This window comes from Pseudomonas svalbardensis (genome assembly GCF_030053115.1).
Lineage (GTDB): Bacteria > Pseudomonadota > Gammaproteobacteria > Pseudomonadales > Pseudomonadaceae > Aquipseudomonas > Aquipseudomonas svalbardensis.
This window is the reverse complement of record NZ_CP125619.1, coordinates 913,185-932,399: the sequence shown is the minus strand read 5'-3', so window position 1 is coordinate 932,399 and position 19,215 is coordinate 913,185. Positions and strand designations below refer to the sequence as shown.

The following is a 19,215-nucleotide window of genomic DNA, read 5'->3' as shown; positions in this document are numbered from 1 at the left end:
CCTCTTATTGTTCTGTCAGGGTGCGCATGCGCACGCCCTGTTCGAGCCGCGCCAACTGCGTGGCGTCGCCAATACCGAAACCGATCTGGGTGACCGCCATCGCGGCAATCGCCGTGGCGGTGCGCAAGGTCTGTTCCGGCGTGTCGGCGCTGAGCAAACCGTGGAGCATGCCGGCCAGCAACGAATCGCCTGCGCCCACGGTGCTGACGACACTGACCTTGGGCGGCGTGGCATGCATCGCCGAGCCGACACTGAACCAGTTCACACCATCGGCGCCGTCGGAGATCACCACGTGCTCGATGCCTTGAGCGTGCAAGCGGCTCGCGGCTTGCGCTTGCGCAGCCACCGAAACCACCTCGCAGCCCAGCACGTCGGCCAGCTCTTCGGTGTTTGGCTTGATCAGCCACGGGCCGGCGTTGAGCGCTGCTCGCAAGGCTTCACCACTGGTGTCCAGCGCCACGTTCAAACCGAGATTTTTCAAACGCACAATCAACGCCTGCAACCATTGCGGGCTGATGCCTTGAGGCAGGCTGCCGGCAACGACGACCGCGTCATGATCGGGCGCAATTTGATCAAGTCGATCAAGCAACGCCTGCTGCGCGGCTTCACTCACCAAGGGGCCGGGACCGTTGATGTCGGTGATGCGCCCATCGCTTTCCGCCAGTTTGATGTTGCTGCGCGTCTCACCCGGAACACGGATGAACGCGTCGACAAAACCGCGTTTGGCGAACAGGGTTTCGAACGCTTGAAGGTTGTCCTCCCCGAGGAAACCGCTGACCGTGAGCTGATGCCCAAGGTCCGCCAGCACTTGTGCCACGTTCACGCCTTTGCCGGCGGCATGCGTGTGCATCTCGTCGCTACGGTTGACTTGGCCGGGGGCAAGTAGCGGCAACTGGACGGTGAGGTCCAGCGCCGGGTTGAGGGTCAGGGTCAGGATCTTGGCCATTACAGGGCCTCCACTAATGCGCGCACTTCATTTGCGCTGCCCATGGCCAGGGCCTGTTGGGCAAGAATTTGGGTCTGGGCCAGGCTGAGTTCGCGAACCCGCGCCTTGACCTCGGCAATGCTGCGACCTGAGACACTGAGCTCGTCCACACCCAGTCCGACCAGCACCGGCACCGCCAGCGGATCGGCCGCCAACTCGCCGCACACGCCGACCCACTTGCCGTTGGCATGCGCCGCGCGCACGGTGATGTCGATCAGTTGCAGCACCGCCGGGTGCAAGCCGTCAGCCTGGGCCGACAAGGTTGGATGACCACGGTCGATGGCCAGGGTGTATTGGGTCAGGTCATTGGTGCCGACGCTGAAGAAGTCGACCTCTTTGGCCAGCACCGGCGCCAGCAATGCAGCTGACGGCACTTCAATCATGATCCCCAGTTGCAGGTCCGCCACCGGAATTTCCAGACGCAGACGTTCGGTCATGTCCCGCGCCTGACGCCACTCATCAACGCTGCCGACCATGGGAAACATGATCCGCAATGGCCGGTTGTCCGCAGCGCGAAGCAAGGCACGCAATTGCGCTTCCATGATCTGCGGACGTTGCAGGGTCAGGCGAATTCCGCGCACGCCGAGGAACGGGTTTTCTTCTTTGGCGATCGGCCAATACGGCAACGGCTTGTCGCCACCAACGTCGAGGGTGCGCACCACCAGCGGCCGACCGGCCAGGCCATCGAGTACGCGGCGGTATTCGACTTCCTGGGTCGCCTCGTCCGGCGCTTGCGAGTGAGCCATGAAAATCAGTTCGGTGCGCAGCAGGCCAATGCCTTCGGCGCCCTGCTCCACCGCGCTGGTCACGCCGGCACTTTCACCGATATTGGCGAACACTTCGACTGCATGGCCGTCAGTGGTCAGTGCCGGTTGATGACGTTGTTCTGCGGCGGCTTTCAGACGTTGCTCGCGGGTGTCGCGCTCTTCGGTGGCGCGCTGCAAGGTCGCCGCGTCGGCGTCCACGTGCAGGCGACCGCGTTGGCCATCAATCAGCAACGGCGTGCCCGGTGCCAGCAGCAACACGGCCGGGCCGGCGCCGACCAACGCCGGAATTCCGAGGGCTCGGGCGACAATTGCACTGTGAGCGGTGGCGCCGCCACGGGCAGTGAGGATGCCAGCGACACGGGCCGGATCAAGGCGGGCGACGTCGGACGGACCGACTTCATCCATCACCAGAATGTACGGTTGCTCAGGCTCGCTCGGGGTTTCGACGCCACTCAGTTGCGCCAGCACTCGACGGCCGATGTCGCGCAAGTCGGCGGCGCGCTCGGCGAGCAAGGCGTCCTGCAGCGATTCCTGTTGTTTGGCCGCCGCTTCAATCACCGCCATCCACGCCGCTTCGGCGCTTTCGCCCTGCTTGAGACGGGTGTCGACATCATCGGTCAATTCCGGGTCGTCGAGCATTTCCTGGTGGGTGATGAAGATCTCGCGAATGGCCTTGGACTTGCTGCGTTCAATCAGGCCTTCGATGTCGCGACGCACGTCCGCCAACGCCTGTTGGAGACGCTCGCGCTCGATGGCGGCAGACTCACCGCGCAGCGGGTACTCAATGGTTTGCAGCACTTGAATGTGCGCCGGGCCGATGGCGATGCCCGGTGCGGCGGCGATGGCCTGAACCAGACTGCCGGAGGCTGGTGCGAGGACCACTTCGGCCACATCGGCAATCACTTCGCGCTGCTGGCTCACGGCTGGCAGCGGCTCGACTTCTTCACCGAGGCCTTCTTGGATGGCGGCCAGCAAGGCTGGCAAGGCATCGGCGGCGATGCTCGGTTCGGCGACAAATTCCAACACCTGACCGCGACGAGCACCGAGGCTGAGCAGTTTGCTCAAGCTCTTCACCGACACCGCGCTGTCCTGGCCATCGACGATGCGTACGCGGATTTCACCTTCAAAACTCTTCGCCAGTTGCGCGAGGATCTTCGCCGGGCGCGCGTGCAAGCCGTGGGCGTTGGCCAGGGCGATGCGAGCGCTGGGCCAATCGGCCGGCAGCTCACCGCCCAGGACTTCGAGGACTTTACGGCTGCTGGTGGCGCGGCCCAATTCGTGGCCGCGACCTTCAATCAGCAACGCACAAAGAAGCTCGAGCAAGGCCTGATGGGCTTCACCGAGGCTGGCCAGACAGAACAGACCGCTGAGCGGCTGGCCGAGGTAGCGCATGGGTTTATCCGGCGTGACGAAGGCCAGGCCCGGACGCTTGACCGTTTGCTCGCTGTGCAGCCACCACAAGCCATCGCCCAGCGGCAGCGCGTCGACCTGCTGCAACACGGCAGAGAAACCGTTGCTCACGCAGTCGGCCTGGCGCAGCAAACGTGCACCGCGCCAGACCAGCTCTTCGAAGTCATCGGCGGACACACCGAGGCCGATCATCTGTGCATCCAGCGCCAGTTCTTGCGGCGCGCCTTGCAGCAATTTCAGCAAGGCTTCGGCGGAACTGGCGCGGCGCAGCGCCTGGCCCAGGTCGGTTTCGCCGAGGGCGCGGGTCAGCAATTGCAACAGACGCAGGTGTTCGTCGGATTTGGCCGCAATACCAATCGCCAGGTAGACGATCTGACCGTCGCCCCAGTCCACGCCTTCAGGGAACTGCATCAACCGCACGCCGGTGGAAAACACCTGGTCGCGGGTTTCCGGCGTACCGTGGGGGATGGCAATACCTTGACCGAGAAAGGTCGAGCCCTGGGCTTCGCGCGCCTGCAACCCGGCGAGATAACCCTCGGCCACCAGGCCATCGGTGACCAGATGCTGCGCCAGCAGGTGCAACGCTGCGGACTTATCCACAGCCGATTGGCCCATGGATATCTGCTCTATGGTGAGCTCGAGCATGCTTTCTCCTTTTTGGCGCCTTGTGACGCCAGGTATTGTTTTGAATGATTCAGCTTAGGCTCTTAGGCACACCTTTTCAGGGGCAGTTTTGGCGGTTTCGCGGCAGAACCGGCAAAGGAGCCTGTAACGTAGAAAATACGCTTGCTGAAACGTTTAATCTAGAATGATTGGCACGTTACTCGATAATGTCTCATCCTTGAAGTCCAATTGTCGGATGCGTCGCGACGATGGTCGTCTGCCTTAATCGGGTAGGATTGGCGACAATGTCGAGGCAAGCTCGAAAAAACAAGGAAAACCCGGGTTGAAACTCAGTGATATCGCCCAGTTGGCCGGTGTGTCCGTTACCACCGCCAGCTACGTCATCAATGGCAAGGCAGAACAACAACGTATCAGCAGTGCCACCGTCGAGCGCGTGCGCGCGGTCGTCGAACAACATGGCTTTACGCCCAATCCCCAAGCTGCTGGGCTGCGCAGTCGGCACACCCGCACCTTGGGTTTCATTCTGCCGGACCTGGAAAACCCCAGTTACGCGCGCATCGCCAAACTGCTGGAACAAGGCGCCCGCGCTCGCGGCTATCAGCTGTTGATCGCCAGTTCCGACGATGCACCGGACAGCGAACGGCAATTGCTGAAACTGTTCCGGGCCCGGCGCTGCGATGCATTGATCGTTGCCAGTTGCCTGCCAGCCGGCGATGACAGCTATCACCAATTGCAGGCCAAGGGCATTCCGATCATCGCGATCGACCGGGTCATGGAGCCTGAGCATTTCTGTTCGGTGATCAGCGATGACCGCGAGGCCAGCCTGCAACTGACCCGCAGTCTACTGGCGCCGCTGCCCAAGCAGATCGCACTGATCGGCGCACGCCCCGAACTGAGCATCAGCCAGGAGCGAGCGGGCGGTTTCAAAGAAGCGTTGGACGGGTTCAAAGGCGAGGTGCTGATCGAACACGGCGAGTCGTTCAGCCGTGAGTGCGGCAAACAGTTGATGGAAGAACTGCTACAGCGTTTGGGCCATTTGCCGGATGCGCTGGTGACGACTTCCTACGTGCTGCTTCAGGGCGTATTCGATGCCTTGCACGACTTCCCGCTCAAAACCCGCCCACTGCGCCTCGGCACATTCGGCGACACGCAGCTGCTGGATTTCCTGCCGCTGCCGGTCAACGCCATGGCCCAGCAGCATCAGCTTATCGCCGACAAAGCGCTGGAACTGGCCTTGGCCGCCATCGAGCAATCGGACTACCGACCCGGCGTGCAGGCCATCGCGCGGACCTTCAAGCAGCGTATTCGCCAGGACTGAACCGTGGAGCTGATCGACAGCCACACTCATCTGGATTTTCCGGACTTCGACGAGGATCGCACGGCGTTGTTGGCCGAGAGCCGCGCCCTCTTCGTGCGGCGAATAGTGGTGCTGGGGGTTTATCAGGGCAATTGGCAGCGGGTCTGGGATCTGGTGCAAAGCGATCCCGACCTGTATGCGGCGTTCGGTTTGCATCCGGTGTATCTGGATGATCATCGCCCTGAAGATTTACACGAACTGGGTGATTGGCTGACCCGATTGGCGGGTCATCGGCAGTTGTGCGCGGTGGGCGAGATCGGTCTGGATTACTTTATCGAAACCCTGGACCGTGAACGTCAACAGGTACTGTTCGATGCGCAACTGCAACTGGCGGCGGACTTCAATCTTCCCGCGCTGATTCATGTGCGACGCAGCCACGCGGCGGTGATTGCCACGCTTAAACGGTTTCGCTTGAAACGCGCGGGGATCATTCATGCCTTCGCCGGCAGCAAAGAAGAAGCCCGCGAATACATCAAGCTCGGCTTCAAACTGGGCCTGGGCGGAGCCGCGACCTGGCCTCAGGCGTTACGCATGCATCGCGTGCTGGCCGACTTGCCGCTTGAATCGGTGGTACTGGAAACCGATTCGCCGGACATGGCGCCCGCCATGTTCCCCGGCCAACGCAACAGCCCGGCGCATCTGCCGGCCATCTGCTCGGCACTGGCCGGGATCATGGCGATCAGCCCTGAGCAATTGGCCGCCGCCAGCACTGCCAATGCTTGTGAGCTGTTCAACTGGTGATCCGGGGTGTTTTTCAGACCCGGAACGCGCTGATCAGTTGCTTCAACTCCACCACCTGAGCCGACAACGCGCGACTGGCATCCTCGGTCTGGTGTGCACCTTCGGCAGTACGCTCACCGGCGCGGTTGATTTCGACAATATTCTGGTCGATGTCGTGAGCCACGGCGGTCTGCTGCTCTACCGCGGCGGCGATTTGCTGGTTCTGATCGACGATCATGCCGACGGCACCGAGGATGTTTTCCAGCGCTTGCTGAACCTTTTCCGACTGCCCCACCGTGCCGTTGGCCATCTGATGACTGGTACCCATCGCCTTCACCGCAGCGCCGACACCGCTGTGCAGCTTGGCGATCATCTGCTCGATTTCCTCGGTCGATTGCTGGGTGCGCTTGGCCAGGGTTCTGACCTCATCGGCCACCACCGCAAAACCACGGCCCTGCTCACCAGCCCGAGCAGCTTCGATGGCGGCGTTGAGGGCCAGAAGGTTGGTCTGTTCGGCGATGCTCTTGATCACCTCCAGCACACGGCTGATGGACTGGCTGTCGCTGGCCAGTTGATTGATCACCAGCACCGACTGATCGATCTCACTGGCCAGTGCAGCGATGCTGCCCTGCTGGGATTCCACCAGCCCTCGACCGCTGATGGTCTCGTCGTTGACGCTATGGGCGCTGCTGACCGCCGCGGCGGCACTGCGTGCCACCTCAAGGGACGTGGCCGACATCTGGTTCATGGCCGTGGCAACCTGCTCGATCTGCGTGCGCTGCCCCGCCACCGCCTGGTTGCTCTGGGCGGAAACGCTCTCCACCTGCCCGGCCTGACGCTCGACCTCACTGACGGTCTGGCCGACCCGCTCGATCAGGTCATGGATTTTCTTCACGGTGCCATTGAACACCTCGCCCAACTCGCCCAGTTCATCCCGGCTGTTGGCGCTGAAGGTCACCGTCATGTCGCCGGCCGCGACTTTGTCCATCACCGCGCCAAGACGCTTGAGGGTGGTGCGGGTCGAAGCGTAGAAGCCGCCGTAGAGGTAAAAAATCAACACAAACACCACCGACAGCGCCACGGCCTGCAAGACCATATGCGTGCGGTTCTGCTCCAGTCGCAGCTGTAACTGGGTGCCGAGAAACTTCAGGGTGGCTTCATTGAGTTGGTAGGTCTGGTCCATCAGGCCCGTGACCTGATCGTAAAAGCCCTGCCACGGCGCATCCAGCGTGTCGGCCATCACTACCTGCTCTTCGAACAGTTCACTGGCCTTTTTCAACGATGCCTTGCTGTTATCGGCCTGAGCGGCCAGGGTTTCCCGTGCCGCTTTGCTGGAGCCCAGTGCGTCCTGCAACTTCAGGGCATATTCGGCCTGCAGTTTTTCGATCTGCGCCAGCAACTCATCAAAACGGGTACTCGATGCTGAGTTGAGAAAGCCCTGCCCCAGCGAAAAAGAGCCCATCGCCCGGCCTTCGCCCAGAAGCTGGGTAACGGGCGGGGTGACATTGGTAATGAGTTCGCTCAGCTGGCGCATGTCGCTCTGGGTGTCGCGGCTGAGGCCGGCCTGACTGGCGATGATCTGGCTGAAAATTTGTGCGTTGCCGAGCAACTTGCCGATCATCGCGCTTTTGCTTTGCAGGGAATTTTCCGCTTGCTGGGCCTTGAACGCGGCGATCATTTCATCGCGCTTGCCATCAAAAACCATGATTTGCTCGGGGTCAGTGGTCATCGCCGTCAGCCCTTGCAAACGGGTCAACACACTTTGCCCCAAGGTACTGATCTGCGACTCGATATTGCCGGCCTTGCCGGACTGACCTAGGGTGACGTTGATCTGCACCAGATTGTTCAGGGTTTCCAGATCGCGCCGTAACGTCAGGCTGCTGCCCAGCAGGTCGAGGCTTTGCAGTTCGACCCGGGTGCCCTGGAATTCTCGATAAGAATCGCGCACCAGATAGAAGTTGGTCACCAACATCGGCACAAGGAACAGCACGCTGATCAGGCTGAACTTCATGCCAAAGCTCAGGCGATTCATCAGCGCGACGGCGGGATAGAGCAAGCTCTTCACTGGAAGTCTCCCTTTGATTTCTTATTTTTATTGGCAGGCGCGGGTCGAGAGCAGATAGCCACTATTCGGCGCTGTCTCTGTATAGCTCAAATCGGCGAGAGGTTTTGTAACTTAAGGTTAACGACACGGCGTACGCGGTCCTGTAATTGAATGGACTCGCCCACGCCGAGGCGTCAATGCGCCACGGTGGCAGTCTAAACAGCCAACGACAGCGAGGGCGAGTCCATGAAAAAGCATACTTCGATTGATCAATCTTTGTCTTCTGCCGATTTATCGGCCTGCACTACCGTGGCGGTCGACCTGGCCAAGCATGTTTTCCAGCTCGCCGGCGAAGACGCCCTCGGCAAGGTGCATTATGAGCAGCGGATCAAGTCGCGCGAGGCGTTCTACGAGTTTCTCCGCCAGCTGCCGCCTCATGTCGTGGTCCTGATGGAGACCGGCCCGGGCGCTCAAGCTTGGGCCCGGCAGTTGCAGGATCAAGGCAACCTGGCGCGGATCCTTCCTGCCGGTCTGGTGGCCAAGCATCGCAGCGGCCCTAAAAATGATCGTAACGATGCGCTGGCAATCCTGCGTGCCGGTCGCGACGAAAAGATCTGCGCAGTGCCGGTCAAAAGTGTCGCAGCGCTGGCCATGCAGGCACTGCATCGCGCTCGTCAAGGTTACGTGCGTCGCCGCACCGCCGTGAGTAATCAGATGCGCGGCCTGCTGCTTGAGCACGGGATTGCGCTGGCACAGGGCGACGTCGCGATCAGCCAGAGAATCCCGCGGATATTGGAGGATGCCACTCAGCCGGTGCCTGCCATGTTGCGCGAACTGATCGACGAACTGTTGGCCGAGTGGCGCCATTTGGGCGAGCGCATCAACGTCCTGACGGGACGCCTGGAAGTGGCCGCGAACGCCGACAAGACAGCCAAACGGTTGATGACTGTGCGCGGTATCGGCCCAATCACCGCTACGGCGCTGGTGGCCAAGGAAACCAAGCCTGAGCGTTTTCCCAATGCTCGCATGTTCGCCGCGTACTTCGGCATGGTCCCTGATCAGCACAGCAGCGGGAAGACGATTCAACTGGGGGACATGACCAAGCGAGGCGATAGCTATTTGCGCAGCCTGATGATCCAGGGTGCCCACGCGGTATTGCAGCAGTTGCGACCTGATTCCCAACAGCCCGACGACCGCCGTTTGTTGCGCTGGATGAGCCGATTGGGCCGCAAGGACGCAGCGGTCAGGTTGGCCAATCGCAACCTGCGCATCGTCTGGGTGCTTTTACAGAATGACCAGACTTATCGTCGCCAGCCCGCCGACGGCCAGCAAGCGACGATGAGCCACTGATCCACCGAGTTCTGCCACCGAGGTACCTACTGACCAACCTGTTGCTGAAAAAACATTGACCCCTGGTAAGACCGGCGTGGATAGATGCCTAAGCTGCTAGTGGCCTTCGAGGCCTGACTGTAATCGGCATGCCACGAGCTCTTCCAATTTTGGCCAGAAGCCGACGACGGCTTCCTCGAGTAGGCCTAATACATAGATGCAACGGGGCGGCAGTTTTTTTAAAAGCGGGTAGACAGTGGGGGCGAGTCCATACATAGCAGCTGCCGAAGGCTGCGTCCGGCTGCGCAGCAGTCGTAAGATTACGCAGTGAGCCAGACAAACCGCAGTGACTGAGTTGGCGACTGCTGCGCAGCCGGACGCAGGCTGCGCCAGCTGCAGGGGTCAGCGTGCTTACGGAAGGACGGTCCACAACGCAAAACCGGCGTACCAGAGCACCGCCGCGCGCAGCAGCAGTTCCCAGATCCGGTCGAGGCTGTTGATGCCGTCAGGCCCGACCACCGGTGCCGGGATTTCACCGGCCACCAGCCCGACCTTCTCGATCAATTGGGCGGCGCTGATGTTCCAGTTCAGCAGTTCGTGCAGCATCACCCGGCTGACCGCGACAAAGTTGCCGACCAACGCAAAACTCGCCGCCAGCAGACGCACCGGCACCCAGTCGAACGCATGACGCAGTTTTGCCGCGCGCTCGACCACGGCCGGGTTCTGCCCGTGTTCTTCGGCCAGGGCCAGCAGTCGATAGCTCAGGGCCGCGACCGGCCCCAGCAGGAAGTACCAGAAAATCACCGCAAAAAAGCTCTGATAAGCCTCCCACAGCAAATGCCCTTCGACCCGTTCCAGCAATTGTTCGCCGCTATCGGCGCAGATACCCACATCGCGGTCCGCTACATGAGCGGCAGCTTGCAGGTCTTCCCGGCGCCAGGCATCGCGAAACGGCCCGAGACCGGCCAGCAGATCACCGCGGCCCAGACTGTAAATCACCACCAGCAGGTGCACCGGCAACGCCAGCAGACCGTAAGCCACCGGGTCCAGTACCAGTAGCAGCAAACCCAGCAATGCCACTGGCAACAACACCAGTATGACCAAGATCAGCCACGGACTTTTCGCCAGACGCGGACTGACCTCAAGCTTGTTCAGCTCGCGAACCCATCCACCATCGCGCTGAATCCGATGACGCAGGGCCGAGAACTTCTCGATCCAGACCGCCAACAGCAACACCAGAAAACTCATTGTTACTCCTTATTTTCCAGAGCAGCTTTTGCCAGAGCCGCGCGATAGCGTGCCCAGTCAAACGCCGGTCCCGGATCAGTCTTGCGCCCGGGTGCGATGTCGCAATGCCCGCAGATGCGCTCTACGGTGATGGCCGTGAAGGCGCTTTGCAGCTGCCGGGTCAGGGTCGTCAACGCTTGATACTGAGCGTCGGTGAACGGCAGATCATCCGTGCCTTCAAGTTCGATGCCCACGGAAAAATCGTTACAGGTTTCCCGCCCTTCGAAACTCGAGACGCCGGCATGCCAGGCACGCTCAAGACAAGAGACAAACTGAGTGACGGTGCCGTCACGTTCGATCAGAAAGTGCGCAGACACACGCAGGTCGGCGATCCCTTCAAAGTAGGGATGCTCCGTGACATCCAGACGATTCTGGAAAAATTCCTGCACCTTGCCGGTGGCGAATTGCGCAGGCGGCAAACTGATGTTGTGGATCACCAGCAGGGAAACTTCGTCCGAGGGGCGCGCATTGAAGTTGGGCGAGGGGCAAATATCTACGCCCTGACACCAACCGCTCGCGGGGTCCAACTGCATACAGGTTCCTTCAACGACGACTGTGTTGGCGCCCAGTATGCCGCGATAGACCCTCGGGGCGCGATCACTTGCCGCGATTGAGGCGCCGCAGGTTGCCGATCACCGACTCCAGCGCCCGGTCGAACAGCAAGGTGTCGTCCAGCGCGCGCACTGCGCCACGACGAAATTCCAGCGCCAGACCGGTGCGGCTGCGCTCCAGCACCTTCATCCCGGTGCGATTGACGAAAATGTACTTGCCGGCGGCTTCAATGATCGCCGCCAGCTTGCAGCGAAGGGTGTTTTCCTCGTCTTCCTGAAACTCGACCCAGCACCCCAACCGCAGTTGATCGACCTGAAGCAGACCGGCATCGTCTTCCGGCAAGCGCACTGACGGCGTATCGACCGGCCCTTCGTCGGCGGTTCGCAGGACGATTCCCTGCAGCACCTCGACCATTACCGGAGTATCGACAGACTGCTCAAGCTTTTGCCCTGGACGTTCGAACAGCTGAACGTGCAAGGCTTCCAGCTCACTGAAAAATTCGCTGGTGGCGAACGGATCGAAGGCCGAACTGCTCAGCCCGTCGCGCAACGACTTGAGCAATCCAGGCACCAGCGCCAACAAGCGCAGGCTCGCATCGGATTCATCATGACGTTGCACGCTCCAGATCAATTGCTCCATGGACTGCACATCGGCGTGCCACTCGGCCGACTGATCGCCGTGCTTGAGACAGGTCAGCAGCAGCACCTGGCTCCACGCTTCCTGGACAAACACGACCACCCGCTGCGGCAATACTTTGCCCAACAAGGCCTGATTCAGCACCTGTTCGACGCTCTGACGGGCCAGTTCAGTCCTGGCGCGGCCTTCTTCGGCGTCACGGGTACGTTGCTCCAGCAGCTCACTGCGACGGCGCTCGTCGCTGGTGAAGGCGAGAAAATCTGCGAGCAATTCGGAAAAGATCGCCGGATCATCGACAAAATCGTTCAGCAACCGTTGCACCACTTGCTCGATGCGCAGATACAGGCTGTCGCGCTCATGGTCATCGCACTCGCCCCAACCCATGGCTGCGGTGGCGATTTCATTGAGCAGGCGTCGGGCCGGGTGACTGCTGCGGCTGAAGAAGCTCTTGTCGAGCACCGCCACTTTCAGCATCGGGATCTGCAAACGGCCGATCAACGCCTTGAGCGAGTCCGGCAGGTTGCGGTCATCGAGGATGCATTCGAAGAGCATGGCGATCAGGTTGATCACGTCTTCGTCAGCCACCCCAACCACGCGTGACTTGCCACTTTTGACGCTGACCCGGGTCAGCAGTTGTTCGAGCTGGTTTCGCAGATCGAAGTCGTCCTGGGCTGCCGGCGCCGGCACGTATTGCTGCAAGTGCGAGAGCAGGCGCATCAGGTCACGGGTGGAAATCGGCTGTGTCCGGGCACTGGCTTCAAGGGTTGGCGCGACACTGCCACGCACGTGAAACAGCAGCTCCTGCAACGCCGCAAAGACTTCCTGCACGCTGTCGTCGATCGGCGGGCCACCGACGCGAGTGCTGGCCTGTGCGGGATCAGTAGCGACGCCGGCAGCCGCACGATCCGTGGCCCGACGCGCAGGGGCGGGCTTAAGGTCGGGTAAAACACCGGTGGCAGCCAGCAATTGATTGGCTTCGGCGTAGAGCTGACTGGCATCCCTGAGCACATAGCGTTCGAACAGTTTGAGGATGATCAGCTTGACCTTGATCTCCACCCCCAGGTTACGCCCGGCCTGCAAAAAATATTCGCAGAGCATCGCCGGCCCCATGGGGTTGTGCCGATCGAGCAGTTCCCTGCCCAGCAGTGCGCTGAGTCGGGCAGTCAGTTGCTCCAGGGCGAAGCCGTCGCGGTTCAGCACTTTGCTGACCATCGCCTCCACTGCCACGCTGCGCTCCACGTCGTCATTGGGCAGCGCCACCGAGGTGTCGAAGGCCAACGACTGGGGCGAGGCAGACTGAGTGATGTCGTACTGGGTGAGGCTGACAAAAGCCTCGAAAAATTGTTCGAGAAAGCCGCGTTCGATGTTTTTGCGCTTGAGGCGCAAGTCGCGCATGGCTTCGAAGAAGATGTTCTGTTCGACGTCATTGCGGGCCCGGTCGGCCATTTCGAACAGCGTGTCGTCGGCGTTATCGAACAGTTCCTGCAAACCACGCCTGAGCTGTTGGGCGGCCTTGTCGCGAACCTGAAGCAGAATCACAGGCAGGCGGGCGAGCGGCGAGTGAGTCGCCTGGTCGGTAGCAACCTTGTGCAAAGGCACTACATTCCCGTCGTTGTGCATTCAGGCCTCCTGAAACGGTGAGTCTTCGAATAGTCGTCAATCCAAATCCACGTCAAAGCCATGACGTCAAAAGCAAGGCGAATTATCTTGCAAAAGATGCCCCCTCTACCAGCAGACTCTGCGTTTCCCATTGAAATAGACGCTTATGGCAGGCGCTGACTTAGTGCCGATTGCTCAAGCGAATCGACCAAATGCAGGTTTCAGAGCGATGGGAACGCCTCTGATGCCTTGGGTTGCCCAGCGCCATGGCCCTATAATCGGGCCACTTTGTTTGTGGAGTCCGTTATGCCGAATCTACGTCTCGCCGATTTGACCGCCGAAATCGAAGCCAACGTGCGCCGTGCGTTGCTCGAAGACATCGGCAGCGGCGACATCACCGCTCAGCTGATCCCGGCCGAACGCCTGGCCAAAGCCACGATCATCACCCGCGACGCTGCCGTCATCTGCGGCACAGCCTGGGTTGATGCAGTGTTTCGGCAGCTGGATCCACGTGTTGCGGTGCACTGGCAGGTGCGCGATGGCGAGCGGGTGAAACCCAATCAGGTGCTGTTCCACCTCGAAGGCCCGGCGCGCTCGCTACTGACGGGCGAACGCAGTGCACTAAACTTCCTGCAGTTGCTTTCTGGCGTGGCCACGCGTGCGCAGTACCTGGCGGATTACGTTGCCGAGACTCAGGTGAAGTTGCTCGACACCCGTAAAACCTTGCCGGGGCTGCGTCTGGCGCAGAAGTACGCCGTGACCTGCGGCGGGTGCCATAACCACCGCATCGGCCTGTACGACGCCTTCCTGATCAAGGAAAACCATATTGCCGCCTGCGGTGGCATCCCGGAGGCCATCAAAGCCGCGCACAAGATTGCCCCGGGCAAACCGGTGGAGATCGAAGTGGAAAGCCTGGAGGAGCTGAAGGAAGCCCTGGCGGCCGGTGCCAACATCATCATGCTCGATGAATTGAGTCTGGATGATATGCGCGAAGCCGTGCGCCTGAACGGCGGCAAGGCGAAACTGGAGGCCAGCGGCGGTATCAACGAAAGCACGCTACTACCAATCGCCGAAACCGGGGTGGATTACATCTCGATTGGTGCGATGACCAAGGATGTGAAGGCTGTCGATCTGTCGATGCGCCTGAGCCTTTGATTACGCCGGTGTGAATGAAAAACGCCAGCCTCGTGAGGCTGGCGTTTTTATCAGACCACCAGATTATTCATCTCGCAGTACTCTTCCCACTCGACGCCCAACACCTCGGCAGCCTCCTTGTGCAGAACAAGGCGCGCAGCCTCGAACTCTTCAGGGGTTGAGGTGTACTTGAGCGTCAGCTCCCACGGCTGCAAGCCCTGAGACTCTGCCTCATCCTCGAACGCCCACTGGATCTGGTCTTTCTGATCATCGGCTGGCAAGTCCTTGATCTCTTCAGCTAGCTGGGGCGATTCCAGCAAGTACTTCTTCAGCGCTTCTGCGTGTCTGGCTTCTTGGGTCAATTCTTTAACGGTCATGGCGTTCTCTTTGATCTGGGGAATGGAAGATGGATCTGGATCATCAAGGATCTCTCTGACGCAAAAAAACCGTTTGAAGCCCGGTTTGCCTGGCCTTCAGAACCATTCGGGATCATCTGAAAACAACGTGTCGCTCGTGCCCGAGACAGGAATCGAACCTGCGACCTTCGCGTTACGAGTGCGCTGCTCTACCGACTGAGCTACACGGGCAGTGGGCTAAACCTAGCACTGACTTTGGGGTCAGGCAACTTCATGCCTCGTCTCATTTTTTTGCAGGCAAAAAAATGCCCCGCAGCTTTCACTGCGGGGCATTTTTTACAACGTTGAAGCGGTCAGGCGTGGGAGTGATTAAACACCCGAAGCCTTGGCTGCTGCTACGTCTTTGATGGACAGCTTGATACGGCCGCGGTTGTCCACGTCCAGTACCAGTACTTCCACTTCCTGGCCTTCTTTCAGGATGTCGGTCACTTTCTCTACGCGAGCGTCGCTCAGCATCGAGATGTGAACCAGACCGTCCTTGCCAGGCAGGATGTTGACGAATGCGCCGAAGTCGACGATGCGCTCAACCTTACCAACGTAGATCTTGCCGATTTCAGCTTCTGCGGTGATGCCCAGAACGCGCTGACGTGCTGCTTCAGCCGCTTCCTTGGTTTCGCCGAAGATCTTGATCGAGCCGTCGTCTTCGATATCGATCGAAGCCTTGGTCTCTTCACAGATCGCACGAATGGTCGCGCCGCCTTTACCGATGACATCACGGATTTTGTCGGTGTCGATTTTCATCGCGATCATGGTCGGAGCGTTTTCCGACAGTTCGGTACGCGACTGGCCAATGATCTGGTTCATCTGACCGAGGATGTTCAGGCGCGCTTCCAGGGCTTGGCCCAGAGCGATTTCCATGATTTCTTCGGTGATGCCCTTGATCTTGATGTCCATCTGCAGCGCGGTAACACCTTTGGCGGTACCGGCTACTTTGAAGTCCATGTCGCCGAGGTGGTCTTCGTCACCCAGGATGTCGGTCAGGATGGCGAATTTCTCGCCTTCTTTAACCAGCCCCATGGCGATACCGGCAACCGGTGCCTTCATCGGAACGCCGGCATCCATCAGAGCCAGGGAAGCGCCGCAGACCGAAGCCATGGAGCTCGAACCGTTGGATTCGGTGATTTCCGACACAACACGGATGGTGTACGGGAACACGTCAGCGGCAGGCAGCATGGCTGCAATCGAACGACGGGCCAGACGGCCATGACCGATTTCGCGACGACCAGCACCACCCATGCGACCACACTCACCTACCGAGAACGGAGGGAAGTTGTAGTGCAGCATGAACGGGTCTTTTTTCTCGCCTTCCAGGGTGTCCAACAGCTGTGCATCACGGGCGGTGCCCAGTGTTGCAACGACCAGAGCCTGGGTTTCGCCACGGGTGAACAACGCCGAACCGTGGGTCTTCGGCAGAACACCGACTTCGATGTTCAAAGGACGTACGGTCTTGGTGTCGCGACCGTCGATACGTGGTTTGCCGTTTACGATGTTTTCGCGAACGGTGCGGTATTCGATTTCGCCGAAAGCCGCTTTGACTTCGCTGGAGGAAGGCTGACCTTCTTCACCGGACAGCTTGGCAACCACCTGGTCTTTCAGTTCGCCCAGACGAGCGTAACGGTCGGCCTTGATGGTGATGGTGTAAGCCTGGGAGATCGCGTCGCCGAACTCGGCACGGATAGCGCCCAGCAGAGCGGTGGCTTCTGGTTGAGGAGCCCAGGTCCAGGTTGGCTTGGCAGCTTCGGCAGCCAGTTCTTTAACGGCGTTGATCACCACCTGGAACTCGTCGTGAGCAAACAGTACCGCGCCCAGCATCTGGTCTTCAGTCAGCTCTTTGGCTTCCGATTCAACCATCAACACGGCTTCCGAAGTACCGGCAACGACCATGTCCAGGCTCGAAGCTTTCTGTTGTTCGTAAGTCGGGTTCAGCAGGTAGCCGGTGCTTTCGTGGAACGCAACGCGGGCAGCGCCGATCGGGCCATCAAAAGGAATGCCGGAAATGGCCAGCGCAGCCGAGGTACCGATCATCGCAGCGATGTCCGGATCGGTCTTCTTGCTGGTGGAAACGACGGTGCAGACAACCTGCACTTCGTTCATGAAGCCTTCTGGGAACAGCGGACGGATCGGACGGTCGATCAGTCGGGAAGTCAGGGTTTCTTTCTCGGAAGGACGGCCTTCACGCTTGAAGAAACCGCCAGGGATCTTACCGGCAGCGTAAGTTTTTTCCTGGTAGTGAACAGACAGAGGGAAGAAGCCCTTGCCTGGATCAGCTTGCTTGGCGCCGACCACAGTCACCAATACGCTGACGTCGTCGTCAACGGTGACCAATACTGCGCCGGAGGCCTGACGGGCGATACGGCCAGTCTCGAGGGTAACGGTCGACTGACCGAACTGGAATTTTTTGATTACCGGGTTCACGGTGTCCTACCTTCTTTTGTGGCTCTTGGGGAACTTGTCTTCTTGCGAAATTCTTGGGCAACACCGGGAATCGGCCCGACTGTCATTGTCCAGGTAAAGCAGGTATCCAGATAAAACTTGAGGCTGGGAGCCTGCCATACACCAGCGGGAAACCCACTGACGTACGACAGACAACCAACCTCTAGCGCAATCGCTTATTAGCGACGCAGACCCAGGCGACCGATCAGAGCCTGATAACGACCCAGATCCTTGCCTTTCAGGTAGTCCAGCAGCTTACGACGCTGGTTTACCATGCGGATCAGACCACGACGGGAGTGGTGATCTTTACCGTTGGCCTTGAAGTGACCTTGCAGCTTGTTGATGTTGTGGGTCAGCAGTGCAACTTGCACTTCTGGCGAACCAGTGTCACCAACAGCTTGCTGGTAGTCAGCTACGATTTGAGCTTTTTCTTGAACGTCGAGAGCCATGAGGCAATCCTTTTATCAGGAAACTGTTTCAAAGAAACAGCTTCAACAGGCCAGGGACAAATCCCTGTATCTAAAAATGAGTAGTGACCGTGCCTGTTAACAGCCACCCTCGTTCGGTCATTCTGACCGAATCAGTCGACGTGGCGCGATGCGCCCGTCTTCGCTCACTTCACCGATACCGATGAAGCGACCATTGTGATCCTGTACCCGTACCATGCCGAACTTCGGTGCATCCGGGGCTCGTACCGGTTGGCCGTTAAGCCAGTAGAACGAGCTGTGCTCCGAGAACTGCAACAGTGGCCAATCCAGCAGACCGCTGTCCGATGGCATCAGGAAGCGATCGACCGCTTCGTTGCCGCCTTCAGCATGCACCGCTTCCAACTCTTCAAGCGTGACCGTCTGGGCCAGCGTGAAAGGCCCGGCCTGGGTACGTCGCAGTCCAGCAACGTAAGCGCCACAACCGAGTTGCTCACCGATATCCTCCACCAGGGTGCGGATATAGGTACCTTTGGTGCAATCCACTGCAAGCCGCGCAGTATCACCTTCAAAGGCCAGTAATTCCAAGCGCGTAATAGTAACAGAACGCGGTTCGCGCTCCACTACTTCACCTGCCCGGGCCAGCTTGTACAACGGCTGGCCATCACGTTTGAGCGCCGAGTACATGGGCGGTATCTGACTGATTTGCCCACGAAATTTCGGCAGTACTGCTTCGACATCGGCGCGACCAACGGTCACCGGGCGCTCCAGCAACACATCACCCTCGGCATCGGCCGTGGTGGTGGTCTTGCCCAGTTGCGCCAGGGTTTCGTAACCCTTGTCGGAATCGAGCAGATACTGCGAAAACTTGGTGGCCTCACCGAAGCACAACGGCAACACGCCGGTGGCCAGCGGATCGAGACTGCCGGTGTGCCCGGCCTTCTCGGCGTTCAGCAGCCAGCGGACCTTCTGCAACGCCGCATTGGAGGTGAACCCCAGTGGTTTGTCGAGCAGGATGATGCCGCTGACGTTACGACGGATACGTTTGACCTGAGCCACCGATTACTCCTTGGTGTCTTCGGCTTCTGCCGCAACCGGATGCTGATTGTCTTCAGCTACTGCACGTTCGATCAATGCCGACAGATGAGCACCACGCACGACGCTTTCGTCGTAGTGAAAGTGCAACTGCGGAACGCTGCGCAACTTCATTTCGCGAGCCAACTGCATGCGCAGGAAACCGGCGGCGGAGTTGAGCACCTTGATGCTTTGCGCGATGTCTTCGGCGTTGTCCTGCCCCATCACGGTGATGAAGATCTTCGCGTGACCGACGTCACGGCTGACTTCAACAGCGGTAATGGTGACCAAGCCGACACGCGGGTCTTTGACTTCACGACGGATCAGCTGTGCCAGCTCACGCTGCATCTGATCGCCGATACGTTGGGTACGGCTGTATTCTTTTGCCATGTCTTGTTACCTGTTACTGCCCCACGGTGAAAC

Annotated in this window: 15 protein-coding genes and 1 tRNA gene; 4 read left to right on the top strand and 12 right to left on the bottom strand. The window is 59.7% G+C overall.

Annotated elements, in window-relative coordinates:
* Window positions 1-4: 4 nt before the first annotated feature.
* Together pfkB and ptsP are read right to left on the bottom strand one after the other, a co-directional pair.
* The gene (gene pfkB / locus QFX16_RS04025; protein ID WP_283182922.1) at window positions 5-946 is read right to left on the bottom strand and encodes a 1-phosphofructokinase; all 942 of its coding nucleotides are present in this window, start codon (window positions 944-946) and stop codon (window positions 5-7) included.
* Window positions 946-3,807, bottom strand: a complete 2,862-nt coding sequence (gene ptsP, locus QFX16_RS04020) for a phosphoenolpyruvate--protein phosphotransferase (RefSeq protein ID WP_283182921.1) — start codon at window positions 3,805-3,807, stop codon at window positions 946-948. The genes pfkB and ptsP overlap by 1 nt, the downstream gene beginning before the upstream one ends.
* Before the next feature lie 301 nt (window positions 3,808-4,108).
* On the opposite strand from ptsP, the gene cra reads away from it, so the two are divergent.
* Both cra and QFX16_RS04010 read left to right on the top strand, forming a co-directional pair.
* The gene (gene cra, locus QFX16_RS04015; RefSeq protein ID WP_283182920.1) at window positions 4,109-5,104 is read left to right on the top strand and encodes a catabolite repressor/activator; all 996 of its coding nucleotides are present in this window, start codon (window positions 4,109-4,111) and stop codon (window positions 5,102-5,104) included.
* Window positions 5,105-5,107: 3 nt separating this feature from the next.
* On the top strand, window positions 5,108-5,884 hold the full coding sequence (locus tag QFX16_RS04010) for a TatD family hydrolase (RefSeq protein ID WP_283182919.1): 777 nt from the start codon (window positions 5,108-5,110) through the stop codon (window positions 5,882-5,884).
* A 13-nt stretch (window positions 5,885-5,897) separates the two neighbouring features.
* Here QFX16_RS04010 and QFX16_RS04005 read toward each other — a convergent pair whose 3' ends face one another.
* Entirely contained in the window at window positions 5,898-7,928 is a 2,031-nt protein-coding gene (locus QFX16_RS04005) for a methyl-accepting chemotaxis protein (protein WP_283182918.1), read from the bottom strand.
* Window positions 7,929-8,153: 225 nt separating this feature from the next.
* On the opposite strand from QFX16_RS04005, the gene QFX16_RS04000 reads away from it, so the two are divergent.
* Window positions 8,154-9,257: an IS110 family RNA-guided transposase gene (locus QFX16_RS04000; protein WP_283180771.1), complete on the top strand. Its 1,104-nt coding sequence runs from the start codon at window positions 8,154-8,156 to the stop codon at window positions 9,255-9,257.
* A gap of 390 nt (window positions 9,258-9,647) precedes the next feature.
* Here the strand turns inward: QFX16_RS04000 and ampE are convergent, their stop codons facing one another.
* From ampE to QFX16_RS03985, 3 genes are all read right to left on the bottom strand, one after another.
* On the bottom strand, window positions 9,648-10,484 hold the full coding sequence (gene ampE, locus QFX16_RS03995; RefSeq protein ID WP_283182917.1) for a regulatory signaling modulator protein AmpE: 837 nt from the start codon (window positions 10,482-10,484) through the stop codon (window positions 9,648-9,650).
* A 2-nt stretch (window positions 10,485-10,486) separates the two neighbouring features.
* Complete coding sequence (gene ampD, locus QFX16_RS03990; protein WP_283182916.1) at window positions 10,487-11,056, bottom strand: 1,6-anhydro-N-acetylmuramyl-L-alanine amidase AmpD; 570 nt, start codon at window positions 11,054-11,056, stop codon at window positions 10,487-10,489.
* Between the two features lie 64 nt (window positions 11,057-11,120).
* The gene (locus QFX16_RS03985) at window positions 11,121-13,331 is read right to left on the bottom strand and encodes a DUF1631 domain-containing protein (protein ID WP_283182915.1); all 2,211 of its coding nucleotides are present in this window, start codon (window positions 13,329-13,331) and stop codon (window positions 11,121-11,123) included.
* Window positions 13,332-13,616: 285 nt separating this feature from the next.
* On the opposite strand from QFX16_RS03985, the gene nadC reads away from it, so the two are divergent.
* A complete protein-coding gene (nadC, locus tag QFX16_RS03980; RefSeq protein WP_283182914.1) occupies window positions 13,617-14,465 on the top strand; it encodes a carboxylating nicotinate-nucleotide diphosphorylase in 849 nt (282 codons plus the stop codon).
* A gap of 50 nt (window positions 14,466-14,515) precedes the next feature.
* On the opposite strand, the gene QFX16_RS03975 is transcribed toward nadC, so the two are convergent.
* The 6 genes from QFX16_RS03975 to rbfA all read right to left on the bottom strand — a co-directional run bounded on the left by QFX16_RS03975 (window position 14,516) and on the right by rbfA (window position 19,182).
* Window positions 14,516-14,821: a DUF6388 family protein gene (locus QFX16_RS03975; protein ID WP_046046051.1), complete on the bottom strand. Its 306-nt coding sequence runs from the start codon at window positions 14,819-14,821 to the stop codon at window positions 14,516-14,518.
* Window positions 14,822-14,958: 137 nt separating this feature from the next.
* Window positions 14,959-15,031: transfer RNA gene (locus tag QFX16_RS03970), tRNA-Thr, on the bottom strand.
* Between the two features lie 138 nt (window positions 15,032-15,169).
* The gene (gene pnp / locus QFX16_RS03965) at window positions 15,170-17,275 is read right to left on the bottom strand and encodes a polyribonucleotide nucleotidyltransferase (RefSeq protein WP_007942868.1); all 2,106 of its coding nucleotides are present in this window, start codon (window positions 17,273-17,275) and stop codon (window positions 15,170-15,172) included.
* A gap of 197 nt (window positions 17,276-17,472) precedes the next feature.
* On the bottom strand, window positions 17,473-17,742 hold the full coding sequence (rpsO, locus tag QFX16_RS03960; protein ID WP_003176135.1) for a 30S ribosomal protein S15: 270 nt from the start codon (window positions 17,740-17,742) through the stop codon (window positions 17,473-17,475).
* Between the two features lie 117 nt (window positions 17,743-17,859).
* Window positions 17,860-18,777 carry a tRNA pseudouridine(55) synthase TruB gene (truB, locus tag QFX16_RS03955; protein WP_283182913.1) on the bottom strand — a complete coding sequence of 306 codons (918 nt, stop codon included), beginning with the start codon at window positions 18,775-18,777 and terminating at the stop codon, window positions 17,860-17,862.
* A gap of 3 nt (window positions 18,778-18,780) precedes the next feature.
* Window positions 18,781-19,182 (bottom strand): 30S ribosome-binding factor RbfA, encoded by a 402-nt coding sequence (rbfA, locus tag QFX16_RS03950; protein ID WP_008149016.1) that lies wholly within the window; start codon window positions 19,180-19,182, stop codon window positions 18,781-18,783.
* Window positions 19,183-19,215: the final 33 nt, after the last annotated feature.

Excerpts from the sequence above, each read along its gene's own strand:
- pfkB (WP_283182922.1), bottom strand. The coding sequence starts at position 946 with ATGGCCAAGATCCTGACCCTGACCCTCAACCCGGCGCTGGACCTCACC.
- ptsP (WP_283182921.1), bottom strand. The coding sequence starts at position 3,807 with ATGCTCGAGCTCACCATAGAGCAGATATCCATGGGCCAATCGGCTGTG.
- QFX16_RS04000 (WP_283180771.1), top strand. The coding sequence starts at position 8,154 with ATGAAAAAGCATACTTCGATTGATCAATCTTTGTCTTCTGCCGATTTA.
- ampE (WP_283182917.1), bottom strand. The coding sequence starts at position 10,484 with ATGAGTTTTCTGGTGTTGCTGTTGGCGGTCTGGATCGAGAAGTTCTCG.
- ampD (WP_283182916.1), bottom strand. The coding sequence starts at position 11,056 with ATGCAGTTGGACCCCGCGAGCGGTTGGTGTCAGGGCGTAGATATTTGC.
- QFX16_RS03985 (WP_283182915.1), bottom strand. The coding sequence starts at position 13,331 with ATGCACAACGACGGGAATGTAGTGCCTTTGCACAAGGTTGCTACCGAC.
- nadC (WP_283182914.1), top strand. The coding sequence starts at position 13,617 with ATGCCGAATCTACGTCTCGCCGATTTGACCGCCGAAATCGAAGCCAAC.
- QFX16_RS03975 (WP_046046051.1), bottom strand. The coding sequence starts at position 14,821 with ATGACCGTTAAAGAATTGACCCAAGAAGCCAGACACGCAGAAGCGCTG.
- rpsO (WP_003176135.1), bottom strand. The coding sequence starts at position 17,742 with ATGGCTCTCGACGTTCAAGAAAAAGCTCAAATCGTAGCTGACTACCAG.
- rbfA (WP_008149016.1), bottom strand. The coding sequence starts at position 19,182 with ATGGCAAAAGAATACAGCCGTACCCAACGTATCGGCGATCAGATGCAG.